Here is a 23,132-nt window from a genome sequence, read left to right on the forward strand (position 1 = left end):
GACATGGACACGGACTGGCTGACTCTGTTGTGCGCCGCCGCACTGGCGTTCTCGGTGATGAACTACGTGTTGCTCGACGGCACCGATCTGGGCGTCGGCATGCTCATGGGCCTCACGGATTGCAAACACCAGCGACGAGCCATGGCGGTGTCGATTCTGCCGGTGTGGGACGCCAACGAAACCTGGCTGGTGCTCGGCGGCGGCGGGCTGCTGGCGTTGTTTCCGCTGGCGTATGCGATCTTGCTGCCGGCCTTGTACGTGCCTTTTATCGTGATGTTCCTCGCCTTGATCGCGCGGGCCATGGCGCTGGAATTTCGCGATTACGCACCGAACGAGCGGCGCAAGCGCATCGTCGACGGCGTGCTGGCCCTGGCTTCGCTGCTGACCGGATTGGTCCAGGGCATGGTGCTCGGTACCCTCGTGCAAGGCATCGCCCATCAGGGCGGTCAGTACATTGGCGATGGCCGCGACTGGCTTAATCCGTTCCCGGTGTTTTGCGGTGTGGTGCTGGTGCTCGGTTACGTCTGGCTGGGGACGTGCTGGTTGTACTGGCGGACCCTGGATGAATTGCAGCAGCACTCGGCCCGCCAGGCCCGCGTCTTGGCGCTGGTCGTCGTGGCGTTATTGCTGGTGCTGATTGCATGGACGTCGACGTTGCAGCCGCAATACGCCCAGCGGCTTGCCGATATTCGGCTGTGGCTGGCGGCAGGGCTGATCCTCAGCACTCTAGGATGGGGGTTCAGCAAAGGTTTTCACGGGCGCTTTGACTGCGTGCCGTTGTTCGCCGCATTAGGCGTTTTCGTGCTGGCATTCGCGGTGATGCTGGTCGCGCTATTTCCATTCATCATTCCGCCGGATCTGACTTTGGGCGAAGCAGCCTCAAGCCCGAACAGCCAGATCTTCATGCTGGTCGGATTCGCCGTACTCATACCGATAACCCTAGCCTACAACACCTTCGGTTTCCGCGTGTTCAGCGGCAAAGTGCGCATTGCCAGCGATGGCTGATATTCACGTCACCCGACCTTTTTTGCTCACCAGCGACAGTCGCGAAGCCCGTAGCAGATCAGCAAAAGCCGCCTTGTCGATTGGCCGACTCATGAAATAACCCTGCACCTCGTTGCATTGATCCTTGCCGAGAATCGCCAGTTGCTCCTCGGTCTCGACGCCTTCGGCGGTCACCGTCAGCCCCATGGCTTTGCCCAAACCGATGATCGCCTGCACCACGGCACGGTCGTTGGCGCCGCTGCTGATCGAGGCGATAAAGCGTTTGTCGATCTTGATCCCGTCGAATGGATAGGCGCGTAGGTAACCGAGCGACGAATAACCGGTGCCGAAGTCGTCCATATTAAGGCGTACGCCGAGCTCCTTGAGCTGATTCATGGTGGTCAGCGCGCCGTCGGTGTCATTGAGCATCACGTTCTCGGTGATCTCCAGTTCCAGACGGCTGGCCGGGAAACGCGTATCCACCAGCACTTCACGAACATCCTCGACGACATCGCTGAGGGCGAACTGCGCAGGCGAGAGGTTGACCGACAGCAGAATGTCATGGGGCCATTCCAGCGCGGTTTCGCAGGCTTCGCGCAGCACCCAGCGGCCCAGCGGTACGATCAGGTCGGTCTGCTCGGCCAGCGGAATGAACACGTCCGGTCCGAGCAACCCTTGGGTCGGATGCTGCCAGCGCACCAGCGCTTCGACTGAAACGATGTGTTTGCCGTCGACCTTGTAGCGCGGCTGATAGTGCAGGACAAATTCGTTGTGCTTGAGCGCGTGGCGCAGGTCATCTTCCATTTGCCGGCGCGTCTGGATCTGGTCGCTCATGTGCGCTTCGAAATAGCACCAGGTGTTCTTGCCGTCGGACTTGGCCTGATACAGCGCGATGTCGGCGTAGCGGATCAGATCGCTGGCGGCAAAACCGTGTCGACGACTCAGGGCGATGCCGATGCTGGCGCCGATGTGCAGCGGATGTTGTTCGTAATTGATCGGTTGATGCAGGCTGCCGATCAGCCGTGTGCAGAATTTGTCGATCTCGTTATGGCTGTCCATGCCGTTGAGCACCACGACGAATTCATCACCACCGAGACGGGCGACGATGTCGTGCTCGCGGGTGCATTCGCGCAGGCGCGTGGCGACTTCCTGGAGAACCGCGTCACCGGCAGGATGGCCGAGGGAATCGTTGATCGGCTTGAAGTTGTCCAGATCGATCATCAGCAGCGACAGCGGTGGCGAGTGTTCTTTCAATATCAGCACTTCATCCAGATAACGCGCCAGTTTGTTGCGGTTGGGCAGACCGGTCAGGGCGTCATGCATCGACAGGTGCTGGATCTGCGCATGGGCGGCGACTTCGTCGGTGATATCGCTGGCAGTGCCGCGATAGCCGACGACGCTGTCCTTGTCGAAAATCGGCCGCGCCGAGAGCCGGCAGTGGCGTGGCTGCCCGGAGTGATCGCGATAAGTGCAGCGCAAATCGCTGGCGCTGTTTTCTTCGCTGAGTTTGCGCAGCCACAGCTCCAGTGGTGTGGTGTCGCAAGTCAGTAATTCGCCGATGTCCTGGCCCAGCCACAGAGCTTGCGGGTAACCGGTGACTTCGCTGAAGCGCGCCGACAGATAGGTCAGCGACAACTGATCATCAACTTCCCAGATCCAGTCCGACGCCGCTTCGGCCACGGCGCGAAAGCGTTCTTCACTGGCTTCGAGGGCATGATTGGCTTTCTCGAGTGCCTGATTCGAGGCCTGCATGGCATGAATGCTGTTGTCGACGTATTGCGATGAGCGCAATGCATGGCGGAAAAAATAGGCGGTGAGCAGCATCAGCACCAGAAACGTCGCGCCGAGCGGCGGCACCAGCGTCCACAGCAATTGCTGACCGGGTCGCTGCAGGTCGGCAACCAGGCTGTAGCCGGTGCTGTCGAGGGGTACGCTTGGATGGCCTTTCTCAATGGTTTCATCCGGGACGAGGGTCAGGTTCGTCAGGCCATAACCGCTGCCAATCTTGCGCAGTTTGGTCGGGGTCAGCTTGTCGACGAACACCAGCACCGAGGTGTTTCTCAGTTCATCCAGCGGGCGCTCGTCGTTGGGAATGATCGCGGCAGCGGTGATCAGCGCCGGCCAGCCTTCGAACAATGAATAACTGCTGATCGGCTTGGTCAGATCAGGCTGACTCAGCACCTGCTCGACCAGCGCCGAGGCGGGCGCTTGCAGTACGCTGGATACGTCGGTTTCAACCATCTGCCCGCGAATCACCGCGTACTTGGTGCGATTGCGATCAAGGACGAACACGCCGTCGTAGCCGTCGCTGGTGAACAGCGTCTTGCCCATGTTCTGTTCGGTGTAGGCCCAATTGACGTCGATCGGCCCGCTCAAGGCCTCATAGGCGCGGGTCCAGTAGGCATAACTGGTGATGTAGTTTTTCGACGCGGTGATGCGGTTTTCCACGGCGCGCACGGAATAGAACTGGTTCTGTTCCAGATCTTTCGCGTCAAGGGTATTGGCAATGCCAAGCAGGGTGCTGATCGCGGCAATAACGCCAGCGACGAACAGTGCGCCAACGGCGATGGCCAGGCGCCGGGTGACGGCGCGTTGCGGGGTGGGGATTGGCTGCGCAGGGAGAATAACGGCCATGTGCTCGTCCTTGATCCGGTGTCTTCTGAATCTAGAACAATGGCGAGCGCACAATGTTCAGATTGTTGTAATTGGTATCGCCTGGATTTTTTCAAAGTGTAGCGAATCCGTTGGAATTTCCAGAACCGCCGGCCAGCGGCGAATCCCGAAAGGGCGAGACTTCCCGCACAAAAACCGGATAATGGCCGCCATTCGTTTAGCCGTATTCTGGTAATCCCGCATGGAAATCAAGGTCAACTTTCTCGACAACCTTCGACTTGAAGCCAAGTTCGACGACTTCACGGTGATCGCCGATCAGCCCATCCGCTACAAGGGCGATGGCTCGGCACCGGGGCCGTTCGACTACTTCCTGGCGTCGTCGGCCTTGTGCGCGGCTTACTTCGTCAAGCTGTACTGCGACACGCGCAACATCCCGACAGAGAACATTCGCCTGTCGCAGAACAACATCGTCGACCCGGAAAACCGCTACAACCAGATCTTCAAGATCCAGGTCGAATTGCCCGCCGACATCTCGGACAAGGATCGCCAGGGCATCCTCCGTTCCATCGACCGTTGCACCGTGAAGAAAGTGGTGCAGACCGGCCCTGAGTTCATCATCGAAGAAGTCGACAACCTCGACGCCGATGCCCAGGCCTTGTTGATGCCGCAGTCCGATTCCCAGGCGGGCACCTACATCGCCGGCAAGGACCTGCCGCTGGAACAGACCATTGCCAACATGTCGAAGATCCTCGCCGACCTCGGCATGAAGATCGAAATCGCCTCGTGGCGCAACATCGTGCCCAACGTCTGGTCGCTGCACATTCGCGATGCGCATTCGCCGATGTGCTTCACCAACGGCAAGGGCGCGACCAAGGAAGGCGCACTGGCGTCGGCGCTTGGCGAGTTCATCGAGCGCCTCAATTGCAACTTCTTCTATAACGACCAGTTCTGGGGCGAAGACATCGCCAACGCCGAATTCGTCCATTACCCGGACGAGAAATGGTTCAAGCCGGGTCCGAAGGACGAATTGCCCAGCGAGATTCTCGACGACTACACCCTCGGCATTTACAACCGCGACGGCGAACTGCGCGGCTCGCACCTGTACGACACCAACTCCGGCAACACCCAGCGCGGCATCTGCTCGCTGCCGTTCGTGCGCCAGTCGGATGGTGAAGTGGTGTACTTCCCGTCGAACCTGATCGAAAACCTCTACCTGAGCAACGGCATGAGCGCCGGCAACACCTTGGCCGAAGCGCAGGTGCAGTGCCTGTCGGAAATTTTCGAGCGCGCGGTCAAACGCGAAATCCTCGAAGGCGAAATGGCCCTGCCGGATGTACCGCAAGAGGTACTGGAAAAATACCCGAGCATCCTCGCCGGCATCAAAGGCCTTGAAGAGCAGGGCTTCCCTGTGCTGGTCAAGGACGCCTCGCTGGGCGGTGAATTCCCGGTCATGTGCGTGACCCTGATGAATCCGCGCACCGGCGGCGTCTTCGCCTCGTTCGGCGCGCACCCGAGCCTGGAAGTCGCGCTGGAACGCAGCCTGACCGAACTGCTTCAGGGCCGCAGCTTTGAAGGCCTCAACGACTTGCCGCAGCCGACGTTCTCGGGGCAGGCAGTGACCGAACCGAACAACTTTGTCGAGCACTTCATCGATTCCAGCGGTGTGGTGTCGTGGCGCTTCTTCAGCGCCAAGCCAGACTTCGAATTCGTCGAATGGGACTTTTCAGGCCAAGGCGAAAACTCCAACGCCGAAGAAGCCGCGACGCTGTTCGGCATCCTCGAAGACATGGGCAAGGAAGTCTACATGGCGGTCTACGAGCACATCGGCGCCAAAGCCTGCCGCATCCTCGTGCCGGATTACTCGGAAATCTACCCGGTCGAAGACCTGATCTGGGACAACACCAACAAAGCCCTGCAATTTCGCGCCGACATCCTCAACCTGCACAACCTCAGCAAAGTCGGCCTGCGCAACCTCGTTCAGGGCCTGGAACGCAGCGAGCAGGACGATTACACCGATATCACCACGCTGATCGGCATCGAGTTCGATGACAACACACCGTGGGGCAAGTTGACGATTCTGGAACTGCGCCTGCTGATCTACCTCGCGCTGCAGAAGTTTGACGAGGCCAAGGATCTGGTTGAGGCGTTCCTGCAATACAACGACAACACCGTTGAGCGTGGCTTGTTCTATCAGGCTGTGAATGTGGTGCTGGAGATGGAGCTGGACGAGGATCTCGAGCTGGAAGACTACGAGGCCAACTTCCGTCGGATGTTTGGTGACGAGCGTATGGATGCTGCGATTGGTTCGGTGAATGGCAGTGTGCGTTTTTACGGTTTGACGCCGACGAGCATGAAGCTGGAAGGGCTGGATCGGCATTTGCGCTTGATCGAAAGCTATAAAAAGCTGCATGCGGCGCGGGCTGGTGTGGCGGCTTTGTCGCGTTGAAGAGCTGGCTCAGAACGTTTCGCTTTCGGCTTGAGTGTGGCTGCGTGGCTTGAACCGCAGCCCCTCACCCCAGCCCTCTCCCGAGGGAGAGGGAGCCGATTTTCAAGCTTTTCAGAATTTGTGTTCGACTCGGTTTCCCAGGTCGGCCTATTCCACCAGACACCTCGGTCAATCCCCTCTCCCTCTGGGAGAGGGCTAGGGTGAGGGTTTTTTCAAGATTTGAGTTCGGCTCGGTTTCCCAGGTCGGCGTATCTGCACCAAGCACCTCGGTCAGTTCCCTCTCCCTTTGGGAGAGGGCTAGGGTGAGGGGCTTTGGCTTTCGCGGCCATGCGCTGCATCCGCCAACTGCCCCGTATCCACCCGCACAAACACCGAATCACCCACCGCCGTCAGCACTTCCCCGGCATACACCTCGCAAATCACCCGGGTCTTGCGCCCGACTTCACCTTCGACTCGCGCGCGCAAGAGCAGCGGCACGCCCATCGGTGTGGGTTTGATGAATTTGATCCCGAGGTTGCCAGTCACGCAGTCGATGCGCGGCAGGCTGCCGGCTTCGCGGTTCTCCGCGCGGTAGTGCCAGGCCATGGCGGTCCAGTTCGAATGACAGTCGACAAGCATGGCAATCAGCCCGCCGTAAACCAGATCCGGCCAGCCGCAATATTGAGCTTCGGGCAGATGCTCGGCGATAACGTGTTTGCCGTCCTCATCCCAACGACTTTTCACGTGCAGGCCTTGCGGATTGCGGCCGCCGCAGCCGTAACAAACGCCTTCGGGGGCGGCGAGGTCTTGCAGTGGGGTGTCGTGGCTGGACATGGCGGGTTTCATCCTGGAGTGGCGAGGCCGGACAGGCGCAAGCGGTTGCGTCCGCCGCGTTTGGACTCGTAGAGCGCGGCGTCGCCAAGTTCGATCAGCGCCGCCAGACTGGCCGGCGGTGTGTCGAACAGGGTGGCGCCGATGCTCAAGGTCACCGAAGCGGACGTGGGATAGGTGTGCGACGCCAGGGCCAGAAACTGTTCGCGCAAGGCGTTGCCCAGTTCAAGGATAGCTTCCGCTGACGCGTTGTTGAGCAGCATCAAAAACTCATCGCCACCCAGCCGCGCCGTCAGCGCATGGGGCGGCAGCTGGGCGCGGATCATCTCGCTCAGAGCAATCAGCAAGCGATCACCGGCGATATGCCCGTACTGGTCGTTGACCAGTTTGAAGTTGTCGATATCGATCAACAGCAACGCACCCGGTCTTTGCGCGGATACGCCGGCCAGCAGGCGTGGCGTGCGCTTTTCCAGGGCGCGGCGGTTGTAGAGGGCCGTGAGCGGATCGCGCTCGGCGAGGCGGGCGATCTGCTTTTCCCGGCGATAACGCTCGGTCCCGGTCATCGACAGGGCGATCAACATGATCGCCATCGCGCCTTCGACCAGCGAGATCTGAATGATCTCGCCGCGAAATGCCGCCAGATCGATCAGCGTGCCGGGGATCACCACGGTCAGGGCCTTGGCCACATAAAAGATGCCGTGGCCGAGCAGCACATAACGCAATTGCACCGCGCCCACGCTCAACGACTTGCCGTGCGGGCGCAGCAGCGAACTGGCCTTGAGCGTCGGGATCGCCACCAGCAGCGAGTTGGCCACCAGCATGGCCTTGGACCACAGCGGCCCGTCCGGCAACGTCAACATGATCAGCCAGGTTGCGAAAATCAGGTACCACGCCGGCGATAGTCGGGTCTGGGTGAAGCGCGCCACACCGAGCAGGAAAAAGAAATGCGCGGTCACCAGCAGGCCGTTGGCGAACCAGATGCCCAGCAGCAGAAAACCGCTGCTGCGCAGCAGCGCGAGGGTGGAACCGATGGTGATGGTGGCGAAACCGGCGCTCCAGAACAGTAGCGAAGGCTCACGGATGCTGCGCCACTCGACCGCCAGGTACAGCGCGGCAGCGGCTGCGAGGGCGATCGTGATGGTCAGCATCGTTGGCGGGTCGAGCGGCATTTCCGGGCAGGCCTGTCTGTATGGCAATAGGCCTGCGATTGTAAGCGTTTGGTCAGGTTTTTCGCAGGGGGCGCGTTGCCGGGCAGACCACTGGCGCTTCAGCGGTCACTCTTGCGGGCTTAGCCAGGTGTCTACCACGCGGCGATCGAGCTCTTCCCAATAGGCCATGCCCAGCACCCGCGTGGTGTTGAGCCCGCGCAGGTAACCGCGCAGTTGCTGGGCAGTGTCGCGGATCAATTGCGCATCGCGGGTGGTTTTGTCCAGCAGGACGCTTTCGTACTGCACCAGGTATTCGGCTACGCGGTCGCGATATTCGGGCAGCACGGCGTCACGGATCAGATCAAACGTTCTCAAGGCGAGACCCTCATCATTTTTCTTGAATGTGCTCAGTGTGCATCAGTCTGCGCGACGCGCAACTATTGCTGGAAGTAATAGTGACCATCAAGAAACGCAAGTTCTGCTTTGCCGGCGATCGGCGGAAAATCACCTCCATCGAAGACGCAGCTCAAGGAAATTGCGCGATGAACATTCTGACTCGACTGGCAATGATCGCCCTGCTGATGGGCGGGGTAGTTATCGCACCGGCTTACGCAGACGACGCCCGGTCGTGTCACCTGCAACCCATCGCCGCCAGCGCCTCGGCCCTGCAGCACACGCAGACCGTCGGGGTGTTGTTGAGCGAAAACACACTGCAGAACCTGCAATATCTGGAGCGCTACCACGACATGGCGCTCAACGGTGCGAAAGACGCACTGGATTCGCGAATCCGCGACGCCTTTGTCGGCAGTTCCGACCCGGAACTGGCCCTCGACTGGCTGATGAGTTCGCTGCAGCAACAGTTCGTCTCGGTGACCGTTTACGACAATCTGGATGAGCTGCTTCAGGCCCATCCGGATGTGGTGGTCAAGCTCGATACCTTCAATCGCTTGCTGACCCAGCGCAACAGTCTGGTCGAGGCGCGCTTCTCTGCACGGTTCTACGACGCCGATCTGCAGTACATCGGCAAGGCCGAGGGGGCGATCGAGCAGGAGCTGCCTTCGGTCTGGGTGCATGACCGGGCGGCGCCGCAGATCGCGGCACAGATCAATCAGCAGCGTGATCTGCAACTCAATGCGCTGAAGCAATTCGATGTGTCGCTCAAGGCCCTGGTGGCGTCGAGCTGATTCTCCAAAAAGTTGAATGGCAGCGGCGATCCCGTGAAGTCGAACCGTTGCCGGTTGAACCGAACCTTTATTTTCAGGATTACCCCGATGCGTCCTTTATTCGTGCCAGCCATGGCTTTTGTTTCCCTGTTGCTCGGCGGTTGTGCTTCGGCGCCGAACGATCCGACTCTGACGTTGCAGACCAGCAAGACGCCGGCGCAGTACGCCGATTGCGTGGTGCCGAAGTTGCAGGGCAGTGCGTTGAATCCGACGGTTTCGCAGAGTCAGCGCAGTTATCGGATTGTGGTGCCGAGCAAGGTATCCGCCGACAACGTGCTGGAGGCGTACAAGGCGGGGAAGGGCGGCAAGGTGTTCATTTATGAGCGGCATTTGCTGGCGTCGAATTTGTTGCCTTCGAGTTTTGAGCGGGCGGCTCAGGAGTGCATTTGATCTGAGCGCTTGACGGGTTTTGACAGAGCTCCTTTGGTTGGCCGCAACCAACCAATTTTTTCGCCCCACACTGGTTTTCGGTTGTGGGGCTTTTTTTTGGACTTGGCGGCCTTTGGGCCGACCATGCTTTGGGGTTTTTGGGTGTATATCCTTTTTTGGTGGTGTTGCGGCTGGCGGTTTCGCCCTTACGGCGAGTCCCTTTTGGCAAACGCCCCAAAAGGAACCAAAAGGTCTTCGCCCTGACGTTCGGCCCGCTCGCTGGGGCTCGGGGTTCCTTCGCTCCGGGATCGATCCGGGCGCAGCGGCTCCGGTTTGCTTCGCTGCACCTCCTTCCGCTGTGTCTGGCTGCGCCAGACGGTCGCTGCGCTCCCACACCCGGATCAATCCCTCCACTCAGCCTGCCGACGGGCTCCAGGATCAAAAGCTACTCGAGCTTGCGCTCATCGTGTTGGGTGGCGGGACGGCCTGCTTGGTTTGCTTTTGCTTTCCTGTGGGAGCGAGCCTGCTCGCGAAGGCGGCCTGACAGCCGACCTGTTCTTGAGCGGAACGCGATCCAACTGTAGGAGCTGCCGAAGGCTGCGATCTTTTGATCTGGCCTTCGCTTTTGCTTTTCCGTTGAGAGCAAGCCTGCATTGGACTTTGGGTGTTGACCAGTTCCTGTCTACGCCACAAAAAACTGTGGGAGCTGGCTTGCCAGCGAAGGCGGCCTGACAGACGCCCCATTTCTCACTGAATGTACGCAATCAAACCTGTGGGAGCGAGCCTGCTCGCGAAGGCGGTGTGTGCCGCGATCACGAACAGCGCTCCGGAACCCGTTCACCCCGTCACACACCCAACCGGCACTTTCCCCGCAAACGTATCAACCAGACTCGCCACCACCATTTCCCCCATCCGCGTGCGTGTCTGAAGCGTGGCGCTGGCCCGATGCGGTTGCAGCACCACCTGTTCATTAGCAAACAACGCTTCCGGCACATTCGGTTCATCGACAAACACATCCAGCCCAGCCCCGGCAATCTCTCCCGCCGCAAGCGCGGCCACCAGATCCGCCTCATTCACCAGTTTGCCCCGGGCGACGTTGATCAGATAACCGTCCTTGCCCAGCGCTTGCAGCACTTGCGCGTCGATGATCGCTTCGCCCTTGTCCGCCGCGGCGGCGAGGATCAGGGCGTCGCTGTCGCGGGCGAGTTGTTTGAGGTCGGCTACGAAGGTGTGGGGGACGTCGCTCATCGGTTGCAGGTCGGTGTAGCTGATCGGGCAGCCGAAGGCGGCGGCGCGGGTGGCGATGGCGCGGCCGACGCGGCCCATGCCGACGATGCCGATGCGCATGCCGGAGACTTGTCGGGCCAGGGGCAGTGGCGCGAGTGGGGTTGGGCTTTGCGGCCATTGGCCGGAGCGTACGTAGCGGTCGCTGGTGCACAAGCCGCGACAGACCGAGATGAGCAGGCCGATGGCGAGGTCGGCGACGTCTTCGGTGAGGGCGCCGATGGTGGCGGTGACGCGGATGCCGCGGTCGCGGGCGTAGGCCAGATCGACGGCATCGGTGCCGACGCCGTTGACCGCGACGACTTCCAGGTTCGGCAGTTGCGCCATCAGCGCCTGGCTGATGCCGGTGTGGCCGCCGGTGATGACGCCGCGAATGTTGGCGCCGTGTTCGTTTATGTAGGCGGGTTTGTCCGCTTGCTGGAAGTAGCGGCGTACGGTGAACAGTTCGTCCAGACGCGCGTTGATTGCCGGGATCAGGATCGGGCTCAGTTGCAGGATTTCTGGCTTCATGGCTACCTCGTTACGCAATAAAAAGGCCGGCTCAACCGCGGCCGGCAAACGGCATGGCGCTGGCCATGACGGTCATGTTCAGGACGTTGGCCGACAGCGGCAGGCCGGCGATGTAGCGCACTGCATCGGCGACGTGTTTGACGTCGACCATCGGTTCGACGGCGATGCTGCCGTTGGCCTGGCGTACGCCTTGGGTCATGCGCACCGACATTTCCGTCAGGGCATTGCCGATGTCGATCTGGCTACAGGCGATGTTGAATTCGCGGCCATCCAGCGCCAGGGACTTGGTCAGGCCGAGCACGGCGTGTTTGCTCGCGGTGTAGGCGCTGCTGAACGGGCGCGGCGTGTGGGCCGAGATCGAACCGTTGTTGATGATCCGCCCGCCCTGCGGCTGTTGTTTGCGCATCAGCCCAAACGCGCCGCGAGCGCACAGAAAGACTCCGTTGAGGTTGGTGTCGATCACGTTGCGCCACTGCTCGAAGGTCAGCTCGTCCAGCGGCACGGCGGGGGCGTTGACCCCGGCGTTGTTGAAGACCACATCGAGGCGGCCGTAGACCTCGGCAATGGTCGCGAACAGCACGTCGACACTGGCCGGATCACGCACGTCGGTGGGCACCGCCAAGGCTTGATGACCCTGGCTCTGCGCCAGTTCGACCAGCGTTTGCAAGGGCTCGGGCCGGCGTCCGGCGAGCACGAGGGTGAAGCCGTCGGCCATCAGGCCGAGTGCCACGGCGCGGCCGATGCCACTGCCGGCGCCGGTCACCAGCGCGACTTTCAAAGAGGTTGTCATATTGTTGTTCTCCTTTTTCTCAATCCGCTGGAATCAGGGCCGTGGGCCGACGCGCATTTCCAGGTGGCCGATGCCGTCGATGCCAGCGCTGATCACATCGCCGGGTTGCAGACTGTCAACGCCGGCGGGGCTGCCGGTCATGATCAGGTCGCCGGCGCGCAGGGCCACGGATTGCGAGATGCGCGCGATCACTTCGCTGACCGACCAGATCTGGCTGTCGAGGTTGTCGCGCTGGCGTTCTTCGCCGTTGACGTTCAGCCACAACTCGCCTTCGGGATGGCCGCAGCGGCTCACCGGGACAACGGCAGTCATCGGCGCGGCGCCGTCGAACACCTTGGCGCCTTCCCACGGCAAGCCGTTGCTCTTGGCTGCGCGTTGAACATCGCGGCGGGTCAGGTCGAGGCCGGCAGCGTAGCCCCAGACGTAGGCCAGAGCCTGATCTTCAGGGATATTGGCGCCGCCTTCACCGATGGCCACGACCAGTTCGATTTCGTGAACGAAGTCCTCGCACACTGAGGGGAAGGCGATGTCGCCGACGGCATCGACCACGCAGCTCGGCGGTTTCATGAAAAACACCGGCGGCTGGCGCGACTGGCCTTGAGAGTCCGGCCATGGGTAGTTGCGGCCGACACAGAACACCCGGCCGACGGGGAAGCGCTGCTCGGTGCCGAGGACCGGCAAGGTCACGGGCAGATCCGGGGTAAAGACGTATTCAGTCATGTTCATCCTGCGGGTCATCCTGTTTGAAAGGGCAGCGTACGGCGGCTGGCGTCGGCGAAGTTGGACGAAAGCCGCCTGCGTTTGGACAAATCCGGGCTTTTCGCCTCAGCGCACCTTCAGCTCGATGCGGTACAGACGTCCGAGCAACAACGAATAGGAGAGCGTGCCGATCAGCGCGACGCCGCCAATAAACCAGAAGGCATAGGCGAAGGTGCCGGTGGCGTGGACGATGGCGCCGATCACGATCGGCGTGACGATGCCGCCGATGTTCGCCGCCAGGCTGGTAATGCCGCCGGTGAGGCCGATCAGCTCTTTTGGCGCCACTTCCGATACCGCCGCCCACGATGAGGACGCGATGCCTTGGGCGAAGAACGCGATGGTCAACACGGCGATGCAGATCAGGTTGGAGTCGGTGAAATTCACCAGCACGATCGACATGCCCAGCATCGAACCGACCACCAGCGGCAACTTGCGCGCAAACGACATCGAGTAGCCGCGACGGATCAGCAAGTCGGAAACGATGCCGGCCAGCAGAATCCCCACCGTCGCACCGACGAAGGGCAGCACGGCGAAGATCCCGGCCTTGATCATGGTCAGTTTGCGTTCTTCGATCAGGTAGGTCGGGAACCAGGTGAGGAAGAAGTACAGTGCAGAGGTGCTGGCGAACTTGCCGATGCAGATCGCCCAGATCTGCCGATAGCTGAACAGCTCGGCAATCTGCCGCCAGTTGAAACGGGTGCGCTCCTGGCTGCTCTTGACCAGGCCGCCGCCGGTTTCGATGTACTTCAATTCTTCCTGGCTGACTTTTTTGCAGTTCAGCGGATCGCGATACAGGTACAGCCACAGCACACCGAAGACGATGCCGAGTGCGCCGGTGCTGTAGAACACGTGGCGCCAGTCAAAAGTGGTCGCCAGCCACAGCAGCGCGCCGGTGAACAGCGCCGTGCCGAGGTACTGACCGCACACGTAAATGCTGCTGGCCATCCCGCGTTCCCGCGCCGGGAACCACACCGTCACGGCGCGGCTGTTGGCCGGAAAAGCCGGGGCTTCCATGGCGCCGACCGCCAGGCGCAGGCCAAACAGCGAGGCAAATCCCGTGGCGAAACCCTGGCAAACGGTGACGGTCGACCAGCTGATCAGCGAAACGCCGTAGGTGAAGCGCGAGCCAAACCGATCAGCGATGAAGCCGGCCGGCACCAGCGCCAAGGCATAGGTCCAGGCGAACGCGGAAAAGATCAGGCCCATCTCGATCTTGTCCAGGCCCAAATCCTTGGCCATGAACGGCGCGGCGATCGAGATGTTCACCCGGTCGATGTAATTGATGATCGTCGCGATCAGCAGCAGCGACAGCATGAACCAGCGCCGCCGGGTAGGCAGACGCTGCGCCGAAACGGCATCGCGTGCACCGGCAATCACCGGCGGCACCGTGGCACTGGAAGAATGAGAGCTGGACATGCGGAGACCTCGTTATTGTTAGAAGAGTCGAGATTTTTCGAGCAGCCGATGCCGTTGCCCGCAACGTGTGGGGCGAGGCAATCGGACGGGTTGCAGCGCGGCGTTCAGACGTTCAGGAACGTCTTTGTGCGATTGATTTCAAGGGGAGGTCGGGCGGGGCGGCGAGGGGAAATAGCAGGATCATGACGTGCGCACCTTTGATTGTTTTTGAAAGAGGTTGGGCTGCGTTGGTCATTACAGTGGTCGTACAACGGTTCTAAATCAACCGATGGGTTAGAACGTTTTTTCTTGAAAAAAGTGGGTTTGGCGAACGTGTCCAAAAAGATAAATACGATTTGTCTTGAGAATAAAGATCAGGTTTAAATCTCAAGCGTCTGAAAAACAACGACTATCTGTATTTTCACGGTAATGCGGTTTTTGGACAGGCTCATAGTGAGGCTTCTTTCAAAAAAGACAACGTCATCGTATGACTCGTTGCCGCCCACCGCACAACCCTGCAAGATGACGGGCGCCACCTCACTGCCCGGAGGACCTCCCGCCCATGTCTTCACCCAGCCGTATCCCGACCTACGTCATGCAGCAACGCAGCGAATTGACCGATTTCTACATTCGCGACAAAAAGGGTCGGCGCGCCGAAACCGCGCCTCACCGGCATGAGTATTTTCAAATCCAGATCAACCTCGGTGGCGACACCGTGCAGCACATCGGCAGCGTGCAGCGGCCGTTCCCGCGCAACACTCTGGCGTTCATCCTGCCGCACCGCGTGCATGTGATTCCGCATCCCGCAGACAGCAATTTCATCGTCATCAATTTTTCCCAGACGTTCCTCTTGCCGCATCTACAGTGCGACCCGATGGATCTGGAAGAGGTGTCAATCCTGCTCGCGCCTGAACTGTCGCCGTTCCGCTTTCAGGAGCATCTGGATTTCATTTTGGGCGATGAGGATTTCGCTCAGGTCTGCGGCCTGATCGAGCAGATGCGCAGCCTTGATGAGAACCGTCAGTTCGGCACACGGGAAATGCTCAAGGGCTTGTTGCTGCAGATGATCGGCAGCGTGTGTTTTCTTTACGCCGAGCCGCTCAAGCGCCTGGCGGAAGAGAATGCCGCCGAGAACAGCCGTCGCGACGCCTTGAGCCGAATGTTCGAGTACTTGCGGAAGAACATCGCCGATCCTGATCTCAACCTGATCAAAGTCGCCGCTGCGACCTATCTGTCACCGACTTACCTGACGCACTGGCTGCGCAAGGAGATCGGCAAGACGTTCACCGAGCTGGTGCTGGAGCGGCGCATGCACGCGGCGCGCAATTTCCTGCTCAACAGCACGCGCTCGGTGGGCGAGGTCGCGCGGCTGTGTGGATTTGCTGATGAGGCCTATTTCTCTCGACGTTTTCGCCAGATTCATGGCCAGCCACCGGGGCAGTTTCGTCGCCGCCAGCTCAATCCGGATACGCCGCAGACACCACTGAATACTTAGAACGGCGCTCAGACCCATTTGAAGCGGGCAGGGAAGCGCGCCACGAAACAGGTGCCTGCCTCGCTGTCGGACGTCACGGTCAAGGTGCCGTTGTGCGCATTGGCAATTTGCCCGGCAATGTACAAGCCCAGCCCCAGCCCTTCATTGCGCTGACCGGCTTCGGAACGTGAGAACGGTTCAAACAGCAGCGGCATCAGCGCGGGTGGAATCGGCGCGCCCTGGTTGGTCAGCGAAATCACCATCTCGTCGCCCTCGGCAAACGCCTTGAGCACGATCGGTTCGGCCGTAGAACCGTGGGTCACCGCGTTGCCCAGCAGATTCGACAACAACTGACTGATCCGCAGCGGGTCGCAATAGACCCCGGTCGGTACCTCAAGCGAATCAATAAACGTCGCCTGCGGGTACGCCACCTGGATTTCTTCCAGGGTCTGGCGCAGCGTTTGCTGCAAGTCATCGACCAGTTTGCGCTGCACCGGGATGCCACTGCCGAGCCGACCCCGGGCGAAGTCGAGGATGTTTTCGATCAGCACGCCCATGCGCACCGAACTGGTACGGATCGCCGATAGCAGCGTGCGCGAGCGCTTGTCTTCGGCTTTGCTTTGCAGCAGATCGGCGCTCATGCGAATGGCACTGAGTGGCGTGCGCAAGTCATGGCCCAGTACGGCGATGAACTGCTCGCGCAGACGGCCCAATTCGTTGGCATCGGCCAGTGCGGTTTTGGTCGCGTGCAAATGGCCCTGGGTATCCAGGCTCATTGCAATCAGCTGGGCGAAGAGGGTGAGGGTCTTTTCGATGGCCGGGTCGTCGAGGTTCGCCGGAACCGAATCAATGGCGCAGAGTGTGCCGAAAAACTCGCCATTGGCCTTGATGATCGGAATCGAAATGTAGCTTTCCAGACCATAGGTTTTCGGCGTGTGGTGCGTGGAGAAAACCGGGTGCTGGCTGGCATGGCCGAAGATCACCGGCTGATGGTGCTGACGGATCTCATGACAAATCGTCGATTCCAGTACCAGTTCGCCGCCGGGCAACAGGCCGAAGTCTATCGAGTCATCCACGGCGCAAGCGATCCACTTGCTCTCGGTGACCCGCGCTACAGCGGCGAAGCGCATGCCGGTCGTATGCTTGACCATGCTCAGGATCACCGGCACAGCGTCGATGCTGCCGATGGCCTGGAGGTCGGAGGAGAAATCTGTCTGGGGCATGGCCGGCGCTTCGCGAAAGTGTCGCCAGAGACTATCGGTAATTGCCGGCCATGCCTAATGAACCTGCAAAAAAGGGCGCCGGGAAAACTCCCGACGCCCTGTGCGGTGCTTGCTGAGCGCTATCGCCTCAGAACTTGTACTTGGCGGTCATCATGTAGCTGCGCGGGGTGCCGTAGTTATCGGTCGAGCCCCAGGTCACGTCGGTGCCGATGGAGGAATAGTACTTGCGGTCAAAGATGTTGTTGGCGTTGACCTGCAGGTCGAGGTGCTTGTTGACCTCGTAACCGGCCATCAGGTCGGTGACCGCGTAGCCGCCCTGTTCGAGGCGATAGCTGCCGCCGTTGGCCAGAGCGATGTCGTTGTACATGCGGCTCTGCCAGTAGACGTTGCCGCCCACGCGCAGTTTTTCCAGCGGGCCTTTGAAGCGGTACACGGTGGAGACCTTGAACAGGTGCTCGGGCATGTCGGTGTCGAATTTCTGGTTATCGTTGGCCGGGTTTTCGTCCTTGATGTAGTGGGCGCGGGTGTAGGTGTAGCCGGCGCCGACTTGCCATTGCTCGGTCAGCGCACCTTGCAGTTCCATGTCCACGCCTTGGGCGCGAACCTTGCCGGAGGTTTCGTAGCAGGTCAGTTCCGGGCAGCCGAGCTGGGTCGCCGCCTGGGTGGCGCGGTTGGTCTGGTCCATCTGGAACACCGCCACGCTGCCGTTCAGCGCGCCGTCGAAATATTCGCCCTTGATACCGACTTCGTAGTTTTCACCGACGATCGGCTCGAGCACTTTGCCGCCGAGGTCCTTCTGGGTTTGCGGGGTGAAGATGTCGGTGTAGCTCGCGTAGACCGAGTGATGGTCATCGAGTTTGTAGATCAGGCCGGCGTAACGGGTCAGGTTGCGCGTGACCTTGAAGTCACCGTCGGCACTGCGATCGTCGTAGTCATACCAGTCTAGGCGGCTGCCGAGGATCAACGTCAGCGGGTCGGCCAGGCTCAAGCGCGTGGTCAGGTAAACCGCGTCCTGGGTGGTGACGTTACGCGACTTGCCACTGCGGACGAAGTCAGGCTTGGGCGCGGCGATCGGCAGACCGGTGTCGTAGGGCGAGTATTCCTTGGTGGTGGCGTCGTACACGCGGTTGCTGGCGCCGACCACCAGTTCGTGAGTGCGGCCGAACGCTTCGAACGGGCCGCTGGCGAAACCGTCGAAGGCGCGTTGCTTGTCGGTGTGGTGCGATTGGTAGGCGGTGGTTTCCAGCGGGCCGTCGTAACGCGACAGGTACGTGCCGGAGAATTCGCCTTCGGTTGTCGAAGTCGAGCCGCCGAGGTGCAGTTTCCAGTCATTGGCGAAACGGTGTTCGACTTCACCGAACACGGTGTCGACCTGCAGCTTGCGGTTTTCCCAATCGGTGCCCGGGTAGGTGGAGCGGGGCAGGTCGAGGTGGTGGCCGTTTTCGCCGATCGGCAGGCCGCCCCAGAAATAGTTGGTCTGATCGTTCTGCCGGGAGAAACCGAGGGTCGCGGTGGTGCTGTCACTCAGGTCGGCTTCACCGATGGCGTAGAACAGGCCGTGATCGTTTTCTTCCTTGTCGCGGAAGCTGTCCGCGCCCTGATACGACGTCACCACCCGGCCACGCAGGGTGCCGCTGTCGTTCAGCGGGCTGGAGGCATCGACTTCGCCACGGTAGTCATCCCAGCTGCCGGCGGCGCCGGTGAGGGTTACGCGCTGATCAGCGGTTGGACGCTTGCGCACCATGTTGATCGCCGCCGACGGGTTGCCGGCACCGGTCACCAGGCCGGTCGCGCCACGGACGATTTCCACCCGGTCGAACATCGCCAGGTTCGGTTGCACCGCCAGGGTGTACGGCGAATACGAGCTGGGCAGGCCGTCGTACATGATGTTGTCGATGTCGAAACCGCGCGCCTTGTAAGTCTGCCGGCCCGGGCCGCTGGCCTCGCTGAGGAACAACCCCGGCGTGCCGCGCACCACGTCGTTGACGCTGGTCATGTTCTGGTCGTCCATGCGCTGGCGAGTGATCACCGTCACCGCCTGCGGCGTTTCGCGCATGGTCAGCGACAGCTTGGTCGCGGTCTGCATCGGGCCGGTGGTGTAGGACTGCGTGTCTTCGGTGGTGCTGCTCATCTGCGTAGCGCCGATTTCGGTCGCTTGCAGTTCCAGCGGGCCATTGGCTGGCGCAGTGGCTGCGGTTTCTTCAGCCAACGCAGGAGCGATGCTGGCCATGCCGATGGCGATTGCGAGGAGGTTAGGTGAAAGGTTCGAGCGGCGGTGAATGGTGTGAAACGACATCTATCTGCTTCCCCAAGATTTACCCAAACGAAACTAATGCGAGTGAATGTAAGAATTATTCGCATTAGTATGTCGGAAGTTTCCGGGGGAATAAACCCGTACGAGTCAGTTAGTTAATGATTTTTTCACAATTGGATTTGATGGCCTCCGCAGGCAAATGTGGGAGCGGGCCTGCTCGCGAAGGCGGTGTGTCATTCAACAGATGCGTTGTCTGATACGACGCTTTCGCGAGCAGGCTCGCTCCCACAGGGTTATGCGGTTTTTGCTATCAGTCCAGATCCTTCGCCTCATGCCGCTCCGGCACCTGACTGTCTTCATCACCCCAGGTGCGATTCACTCGCTGCCCACGGATGACCGCTGGCCGCTTGGCGATTTCTTCCGCCCAGCGCTGCACATGGGTGTACTCGTGCGCGGCGAGAAATTCCGCCGCCGAGTAAACGTTGTTGCGCACCAGTTGCCCGTACCAGGGCCACACGGCGATGTCGGCGATGGTGTAATCGTCGCCGGCCAGATAGGTGTTGTCGGCGAGACGGCGGTTGAGCACATCCAGCTGCCGTTTGGCTTCCATGGTGAAGCGGTTGATCGGATATTCGAGCTTCTCCGGCGCATACGCGTAGAAGTGCCCGAAACCGCCGCCCAGGTACGGCGCCGAGCCCATTTGCCAGAACAGCCAGTTGAGGGTTTCGGTGCGACCGGCCGGATCCTTGGGCAGCAAGGCGCCGAACTTTTCCGCGAGATACAGCAGGATCGAACCGGACTCGAACACCCGGATCGGCGGCTCGACGCTGCGATCCAGCAGCGCCGGGATTTTCGAGTTCGGGTTGACCTCGACAAAACCGCTGGAGAACTGATCGCCCTCGCCAATGCGGATCAGCCACGCATCGTATTCGGCCTCGCTGTGGCCAAGTGCGAGCAACTCTTCGAGCATGATGGTGACCTTGACGCCGTTGGGCGTGGCCAGCGAATACAGCTGCAACGGATGCTTGCCGACCGGCAGTTCCTTGTCGTGGGTCGGCCCGGCGATCGGCCGGTTGATGCTGGCGAAGTGGCCGCCGGACGGGGCTTCGTGTTTCCAGACCTTGGGCGGAACGTAAGACGCATTGCTCATGAAACGGACCTCGTCGATGCTGGGAGAGAACAGGTAGACACCGTAGGGAAAATTTCCGGCGGGTGCCAGCGGTGAGTGCGGTTATTCATATTGAATGATGTAAACCGATCTGCCGCCTTCGCGAGCAGGCTCGCTCCCACAGGGTATGTATTGGACAGAGAAACAGGGTTCACCCGTATTCATTGTGGGAGCGAGCCTGCTCGCGAAAGCGTCGGCAGGGTCGCCGCGCCTAATGGCTCCAATACCGCCCAACCGCACCCCCGACTCCCTGCACCGGATCTGTCTCAGGAAACGCCAGCCCCGCAATCCGCGCCAACTGCGCATCACTCGGCGCGGCCCGGCAAATGTCCGCCTGCTGCCCCGGCGGATAAGCACCCACCACGAGAAAATCCTCACTCGATCCCAGATTGCAGTGCCCGGTTCCGGCCGGCAGCAACAACACATCCCCGGCGCTGACGTCGACGGCTTGCCCGTCAGGCCCGCCCAACATCAACCGTGCCTGACCGGCCGCCACGCCAAGCACTTCGTGGCCTTCAGTGTGGTAGTGGTGATAGTCATAAATGCCATAGCGCCACTGCGCCGGCCAGCCATTGGCGCCGAAGGTCTGCTCGAAGCGCGCCGCCGGATCGTCGCCCTCGACGGCCACCGCGCTGCGGTAGATCAGCACCGGCAGACGCGGATTGTTCGGCACCCAGTCATTGCGTTGAAGCAGCAGGGTTTGTACTTCAGTCATGACCCATCCTCCTTCGATCATTTCTCAATCGACCACAGAGCAGAGCGCACGCCTCAAAAATCATTGCCGCGCAAACACGGTGCCTGAGCCCATGCCCGTGCGATCCAGCGAAACTTCATCGCGCAGCGGGCTGTCCAGACCCTTACATGTCCATGCAGCGGTAAATGGCGAGGGTCAAGATGACGATGACAGTTGGTGATTTTCTGGTTGAGCGGCTCAGCGAATGGGGCGTCACGCGAATTTTTGGCTATCCGGGGGATGGCATCAATGGTGTGTTCGGCGCCATGAGCCGAGCCAAAGGCAAAATCGAATTTGTCCAGGCGCGGCACGAGGAAATGGCCGCGTTCATGGCCTCGGCCCACGCCAAGTTCACCGGCGAGCTGGGCGTGTGCATCGCCACCTCGGGTCCCGGCGCTTCGCACCTGATCACCGGCCTCTACGATGCGCGCATGGACCACATGCCGGTGCTGGCCATTGTCGGTCAGCAGGCGCGTACGGCGCTGGGCAGTCACTACCAGCAGGAGCTGGATCTGGTGTCGATGTTCAAAGACGTCGCCGGGGCTTTTGTGCAGCAGGCTTCGGCGCCTTCGCAAGTGCGCCATCTGCTTGATCGTGCGGTGCGCACTGCGGTCGGCGAGCGCCGCGTCACCGCGCTGATTCTGCCCAATGACTTGCAGGATCTGCCTTACGAACAACCGGCGCGCGCCCATGGCACCGCGCATTCCGGCGTCGGCTACAGCAAGCCTAAAGTCGTTCCTTATGCCGCCGATCTGCAACGCGCCGCCGAGGTACTGAATAGCGGCGAGAAAGTCGCGATTCTGGTCGGTGCCGGCGCGCTGGAGGCGACCGACCTAGTCATCGCCGTGGCAGAAAAACTCGGTGCCGGTGTCGCTAAAGCCTTGCTGGGCAAAGCGGCACTCCCCGATGACTTGCAGTGGGTCACCGGCAGCATCGGCCTGCTCGGCACCGAGCCCAGCTACAAGCTGATGAGCGAGTGCGACACCTTGCTGATGATCGGTTCGGGCTTCCCGTATTCCGAGTTTCTGCCCAAGGAAGGCCAGGCGCGCGGCGTGCAGATCGACTTGCAGCCGGACATGCTCAGCCTGCGTTATCCGATGGAGGTCAATCTGGTCGGTGATTCAGCGGAAACCCTGGCCGCGTTGCTGCCCTTGCTGGAACAGAAAACCTCGAACAAGTGGCGCAAGAAGATCGAAGGCTGGCGCAGCAGCTGGGAGAAAACCCTGGAAAAACGCGCCATGGCCAAAGCCGATCCAGTCAATCCGCAACGGGTGGTCTACGAGTTGTCGCCGCGTTTGCCCGAGCAGGCGATTATCACCAGCGACTCTGGCTCTTGCGCCAACTGGTTCGCCCGTGACCTGAAAATCCGTCGCGGCATGAAATGCTCGTTGTCCGGTGGCCTGGCCTCGATGGGCGCGGCGGTGCCGTATGCGATCGCGGCGAAATTTGCCTACCCGGAACGCCCGGTCATTGCCCTGGTCGGCGATGGCGCGATGCAGATGAACAACATGGCCGAGCTGATCACCGTCGCCAAATACTGGCGACAATGGCAGAGCCCGAAATGGATCTGCGCGGTGTTCAACAATGAAGACCTCAATCAAGTCACCTGGGAGCAGCGGGTGATGGAGGGCGATCCGAAGTTCGAAGCGTCGCAGAGCATTCCCGATGTGCCGTATCACCTGTTCGCGATCTCCATTGGCCTCAAGGGCATTTTTGTTGATCGTGAAGAAGAGGTCGCCGCTGCGTGGGAGCAAGCGCTCGCCTCGGAAGTGCCGGTGCTGATTGAGTTCAAGACCGACCCGAACGTGCCGCCGTTGCCGCCGCACATCAAGCTTGAGCAAGCGAAGAAGTTCGCCACAACCCTGCTCAAGGGTGATCCGGATGAAGCCGGGGTGATTGTGCAGACTGCCAAGCAGGTGCTCGGCGCCGTGTTGCCCGGGAAGAAATGA

18 protein-coding genes are annotated in these 23,132 nt (G+C 60.7%); 6 read left to right on the forward strand and 12 right to left on the reverse strand.

The features are described from left to right. Positions 1–3 precede the first annotated feature (3 nt). Complete coding sequence (gene cydB, locus J2Y39_RS21550; protein WP_310219599.1) at positions 4–1,005, forward strand: cytochrome d ubiquinol oxidase subunit II; 1,002 nt, start codon at positions 4–6, stop codon at positions 1,003–1,005. A gap of 3 nt (positions 1,006–1,008) precedes the next feature. On the opposite strand, the gene J2Y39_RS21555 is transcribed toward cydB, so the two are convergent. After that, a complete protein-coding gene (locus tag J2Y39_RS21555) occupies positions 1,009–3,618 on the reverse strand; it encodes an EAL domain-containing protein (protein ID WP_310219601.1) in 2,610 nt (869 codons plus the stop codon). A gap of 220 nt (positions 3,619–3,838) precedes the next feature. On the opposite strand from J2Y39_RS21555, the gene J2Y39_RS21560 reads away from it, so the two are divergent. Further along, positions 3,839–6,043 (forward strand): OsmC domain/YcaO domain-containing protein, encoded by a 2,205-nt coding sequence (locus J2Y39_RS21560; RefSeq protein ID WP_016774429.1) that lies wholly within the window; start codon positions 3,839–3,841, stop codon positions 6,041–6,043. A gap of 297 nt (positions 6,044–6,340) precedes the next feature. On the opposite strand, the gene J2Y39_RS21565 is transcribed toward J2Y39_RS21560, so the two are convergent. The 3 genes from J2Y39_RS21565 to J2Y39_RS21575 form a co-directional block, all read right to left on the reverse strand. Further along, complete coding sequence (locus tag J2Y39_RS21565) at positions 6,341–6,856, reverse strand: PaaI family thioesterase (RefSeq protein ID WP_310219604.1); 516 nt, start codon at positions 6,854–6,856, stop codon at positions 6,341–6,343. Positions 6,857–6,864: 8 nt separating this feature from the next. Further along, positions 6,865–8,022 carry a GGDEF domain-containing protein gene (locus J2Y39_RS21570; RefSeq protein WP_310219606.1) on the reverse strand — a complete coding sequence of 386 codons (1,158 nt, stop codon included), beginning with the start codon at positions 8,020–8,022 and terminating at the stop codon, positions 6,865–6,867. 105 nt (positions 8,023–8,127) lie between these two features. Further along, positions 8,128–8,376: a hypothetical protein gene (locus J2Y39_RS21575; RefSeq protein ID WP_041480432.1), complete on the reverse strand. Its 249-nt coding sequence runs from the start codon at positions 8,374–8,376 to the stop codon at positions 8,128–8,130. Positions 8,377–8,543: 167 nt separating this feature from the next. Here J2Y39_RS21575 and J2Y39_RS21580 point away from each other — a divergent pair, with 167 nt between their 5' ends. Next, entirely contained in the window at positions 8,544–9,185 is a 642-nt protein-coding gene (locus J2Y39_RS21580; protein WP_310219609.1) for a class II glutamine amidotransferase, read from the forward strand. Between the two features lie 87 nt (positions 9,186–9,272). Next, on the forward strand, positions 9,273–9,614 hold the full coding sequence (locus J2Y39_RS21585; protein ID WP_041480431.1) for a hypothetical protein: 342 nt from the start codon (positions 9,273–9,275) through the stop codon (positions 9,612–9,614). An 816-nt stretch (positions 9,615–10,430) separates the two neighbouring features. Here the strand turns inward: J2Y39_RS21585 and J2Y39_RS21590 are convergent. The 4 genes from J2Y39_RS21590 to J2Y39_RS21605 all read right to left on the reverse strand — a co-directional run bounded on the left by J2Y39_RS21590 (position 10,431) and on the right by J2Y39_RS21605 (position 14,352). After that, positions 10,431–11,387 carry a 2-hydroxyacid dehydrogenase gene (locus tag J2Y39_RS21590; protein ID WP_310219610.1) on the reverse strand — a complete coding sequence of 319 codons (957 nt, stop codon included), beginning with the start codon at positions 11,385–11,387 and terminating at the stop codon, positions 10,431–10,433. Positions 11,388–11,418: 31 nt separating this feature from the next. Beyond that, complete coding sequence (locus J2Y39_RS21595) at positions 11,419–12,177, reverse strand: SDR family oxidoreductase (RefSeq protein WP_310219611.1); 759 nt, start codon at positions 12,175–12,177, stop codon at positions 11,419–11,421. Positions 12,178–12,210: 33 nt separating this feature from the next. After that, positions 12,211–12,903 carry a fumarylacetoacetate hydrolase family protein gene (locus J2Y39_RS21600; protein WP_310219613.1) on the reverse strand — a complete coding sequence of 231 codons (693 nt, stop codon included), beginning with the start codon at positions 12,901–12,903 and terminating at the stop codon, positions 12,211–12,213. 99 nt (positions 12,904–13,002) lie between these two features. Beyond that, on the reverse strand, positions 13,003–14,352 hold the full coding sequence (locus tag J2Y39_RS21605) for an MFS transporter (RefSeq protein WP_150635555.1): 1,350 nt from the start codon (positions 14,350–14,352) through the stop codon (positions 13,003–13,005). Positions 14,353–14,893: 541 nt separating this feature from the next. On the opposite strand from J2Y39_RS21605, the gene J2Y39_RS21610 reads away from it, so the two are divergent. Further along, complete coding sequence (locus tag J2Y39_RS21610; RefSeq protein WP_041478660.1) at positions 14,894–15,826, forward strand: AraC family transcriptional regulator; 933 nt, start codon at positions 14,894–14,896, stop codon at positions 15,824–15,826. Positions 15,827–15,834: 8 nt separating this feature from the next. Here the strand turns inward: J2Y39_RS21610 and J2Y39_RS21615 are convergent, their stop codons facing one another. The 4 genes from J2Y39_RS21615 to J2Y39_RS21635 form a co-directional block, all read right to left on the reverse strand. Then, on the reverse strand, positions 15,835–17,028 hold the full coding sequence (locus J2Y39_RS21615; protein WP_310219616.1) for a GAF domain-containing sensor histidine kinase: 1,194 nt from the start codon (positions 17,026–17,028) through the stop codon (positions 15,835–15,837). Positions 17,029–17,155: 127 nt separating this feature from the next. Next, entirely contained in the window at positions 17,156–19,324 is a 2,169-nt protein-coding gene (locus J2Y39_RS21620; protein ID WP_310219618.1) for a TonB-dependent siderophore receptor, read from the reverse strand. A gap of 268 nt (positions 19,325–19,592) precedes the next feature. After that, positions 19,593–20,432 carry a glutathione-dependent disulfide-bond oxidoreductase gene (gene yghU / locus J2Y39_RS21630; protein WP_041478663.1) on the reverse strand — a complete coding sequence of 280 codons (840 nt, stop codon included), beginning with the start codon at positions 20,430–20,432 and terminating at the stop codon, positions 19,593–19,595. 229 nt (positions 20,433–20,661) lie between these two features. Next, positions 20,662–21,165 (reverse strand): cupin, encoded by a 504-nt coding sequence (locus tag J2Y39_RS21635; protein WP_310219620.1) that lies wholly within the window; start codon positions 21,163–21,165, stop codon positions 20,662–20,664. A gap of 179 nt (positions 21,166–21,344) precedes the next feature. Here J2Y39_RS21635 and J2Y39_RS21640 point away from each other — a divergent pair, with 179 nt between their 5' ends. Beyond that, positions 21,345–23,132 (forward strand): thiamine pyrophosphate-requiring protein, encoded by a 1,788-nt coding sequence (locus J2Y39_RS21640; protein WP_041478664.1) that lies wholly within the window; start codon positions 21,345–21,347, stop codon positions 23,130–23,132.

Source organism: Pseudomonas sp. 2957, assembly GCF_031456345.1.
In the GTDB taxonomy this organism is placed as follows: domain Bacteria; phylum Pseudomonadota; class Gammaproteobacteria; order Pseudomonadales; family Pseudomonadaceae; genus Aquipseudomonas; species Aquipseudomonas siliginis.

Excerpts from the sequence above, each read along its gene's own strand:
- J2Y39_RS21640 (WP_041478664.1), top strand. The coding sequence starts at position 21,345 with ATGACGATGACAGTTGGTGATTTTCTGGTTGAGCGGCTCAGCGAATGG.
- J2Y39_RS21620 (WP_310219618.1), bottom strand. The coding sequence starts at position 19,324 with ATGTCGTTTCACACCATTCACCGCCGCTCGAACCTTTCACCTAACCTC.
- J2Y39_RS21600 (WP_310219613.1), bottom strand. The coding sequence starts at position 12,903 with ATGAACATGACTGAATACGTCTTTACCCCGGATCTGCCCGTGACCTTG.
- J2Y39_RS21560 (WP_016774429.1), top strand. The coding sequence starts at position 3,839 with ATGGAAATCAAGGTCAACTTTCTCGACAACCTTCGACTTGAAGCCAAG.
- J2Y39_RS21590 (WP_310219610.1), bottom strand. The coding sequence starts at position 11,387 with ATGAAGCCAGAAATCCTGCAACTGAGCCCGATCCTGATCCCGGCAATC.
- J2Y39_RS21580 (WP_310219609.1), top strand. The coding sequence starts at position 8,544 with ATGAACATTCTGACTCGACTGGCAATGATCGCCCTGCTGATGGGCGGG.
- J2Y39_RS21635 (WP_310219620.1), bottom strand. The coding sequence starts at position 21,165 with ATGACTGAAGTACAAACCCTGCTGCTTCAACGCAATGACTGGGTGCCG.
- J2Y39_RS21570 (WP_310219606.1), bottom strand. The coding sequence starts at position 8,022 with ATGCCGCTCGACCCGCCAACGATGCTGACCATCACGATCGCCCTCGCA.
- J2Y39_RS21610 (WP_041478660.1), top strand. The coding sequence starts at position 14,894 with ATGTCTTCACCCAGCCGTATCCCGACCTACGTCATGCAGCAACGCAGC.
- J2Y39_RS21565 (WP_310219604.1), bottom strand. The coding sequence starts at position 6,856 with ATGTCCAGCCACGACACCCCACTGCAAGACCTCGCCGCCCCCGAAGGC.
- J2Y39_RS21595 (WP_310219611.1), bottom strand. The coding sequence starts at position 12,177 with ATGACAACCTCTTTGAAAGTCGCGCTGGTGACCGGCGCCGGCAGTGGC.
- yghU (WP_041478663.1), bottom strand. The coding sequence starts at position 20,432 with ATGAGCAATGCGTCTTACGTTCCGCCCAAGGTCTGGAAACACGAAGCC.
- J2Y39_RS21585 (WP_041480431.1), top strand. The coding sequence starts at position 9,273 with ATGCGTCCTTTATTCGTGCCAGCCATGGCTTTTGTTTCCCTGTTGCTC.
- J2Y39_RS21555 (WP_310219601.1), bottom strand. The coding sequence starts at position 3,618 with ATGGCCGTTATTCTCCCTGCGCAGCCAATCCCCACCCCGCAACGCGCC.
- J2Y39_RS21615 (WP_310219616.1), bottom strand. The coding sequence starts at position 17,028 with ATGCCCCAGACAGATTTCTCCTCCGACCTCCAGGCCATCGGCAGCATC.
- cydB (WP_310219599.1), top strand. The coding sequence starts at position 4 with ATGGACACGGACTGGCTGACTCTGTTGTGCGCCGCCGCACTGGCGTTC.
- J2Y39_RS21605 (WP_150635555.1), bottom strand. The coding sequence starts at position 14,352 with ATGTCCAGCTCTCATTCTTCCAGTGCCACGGTGCCGCCGGTGATTGCC.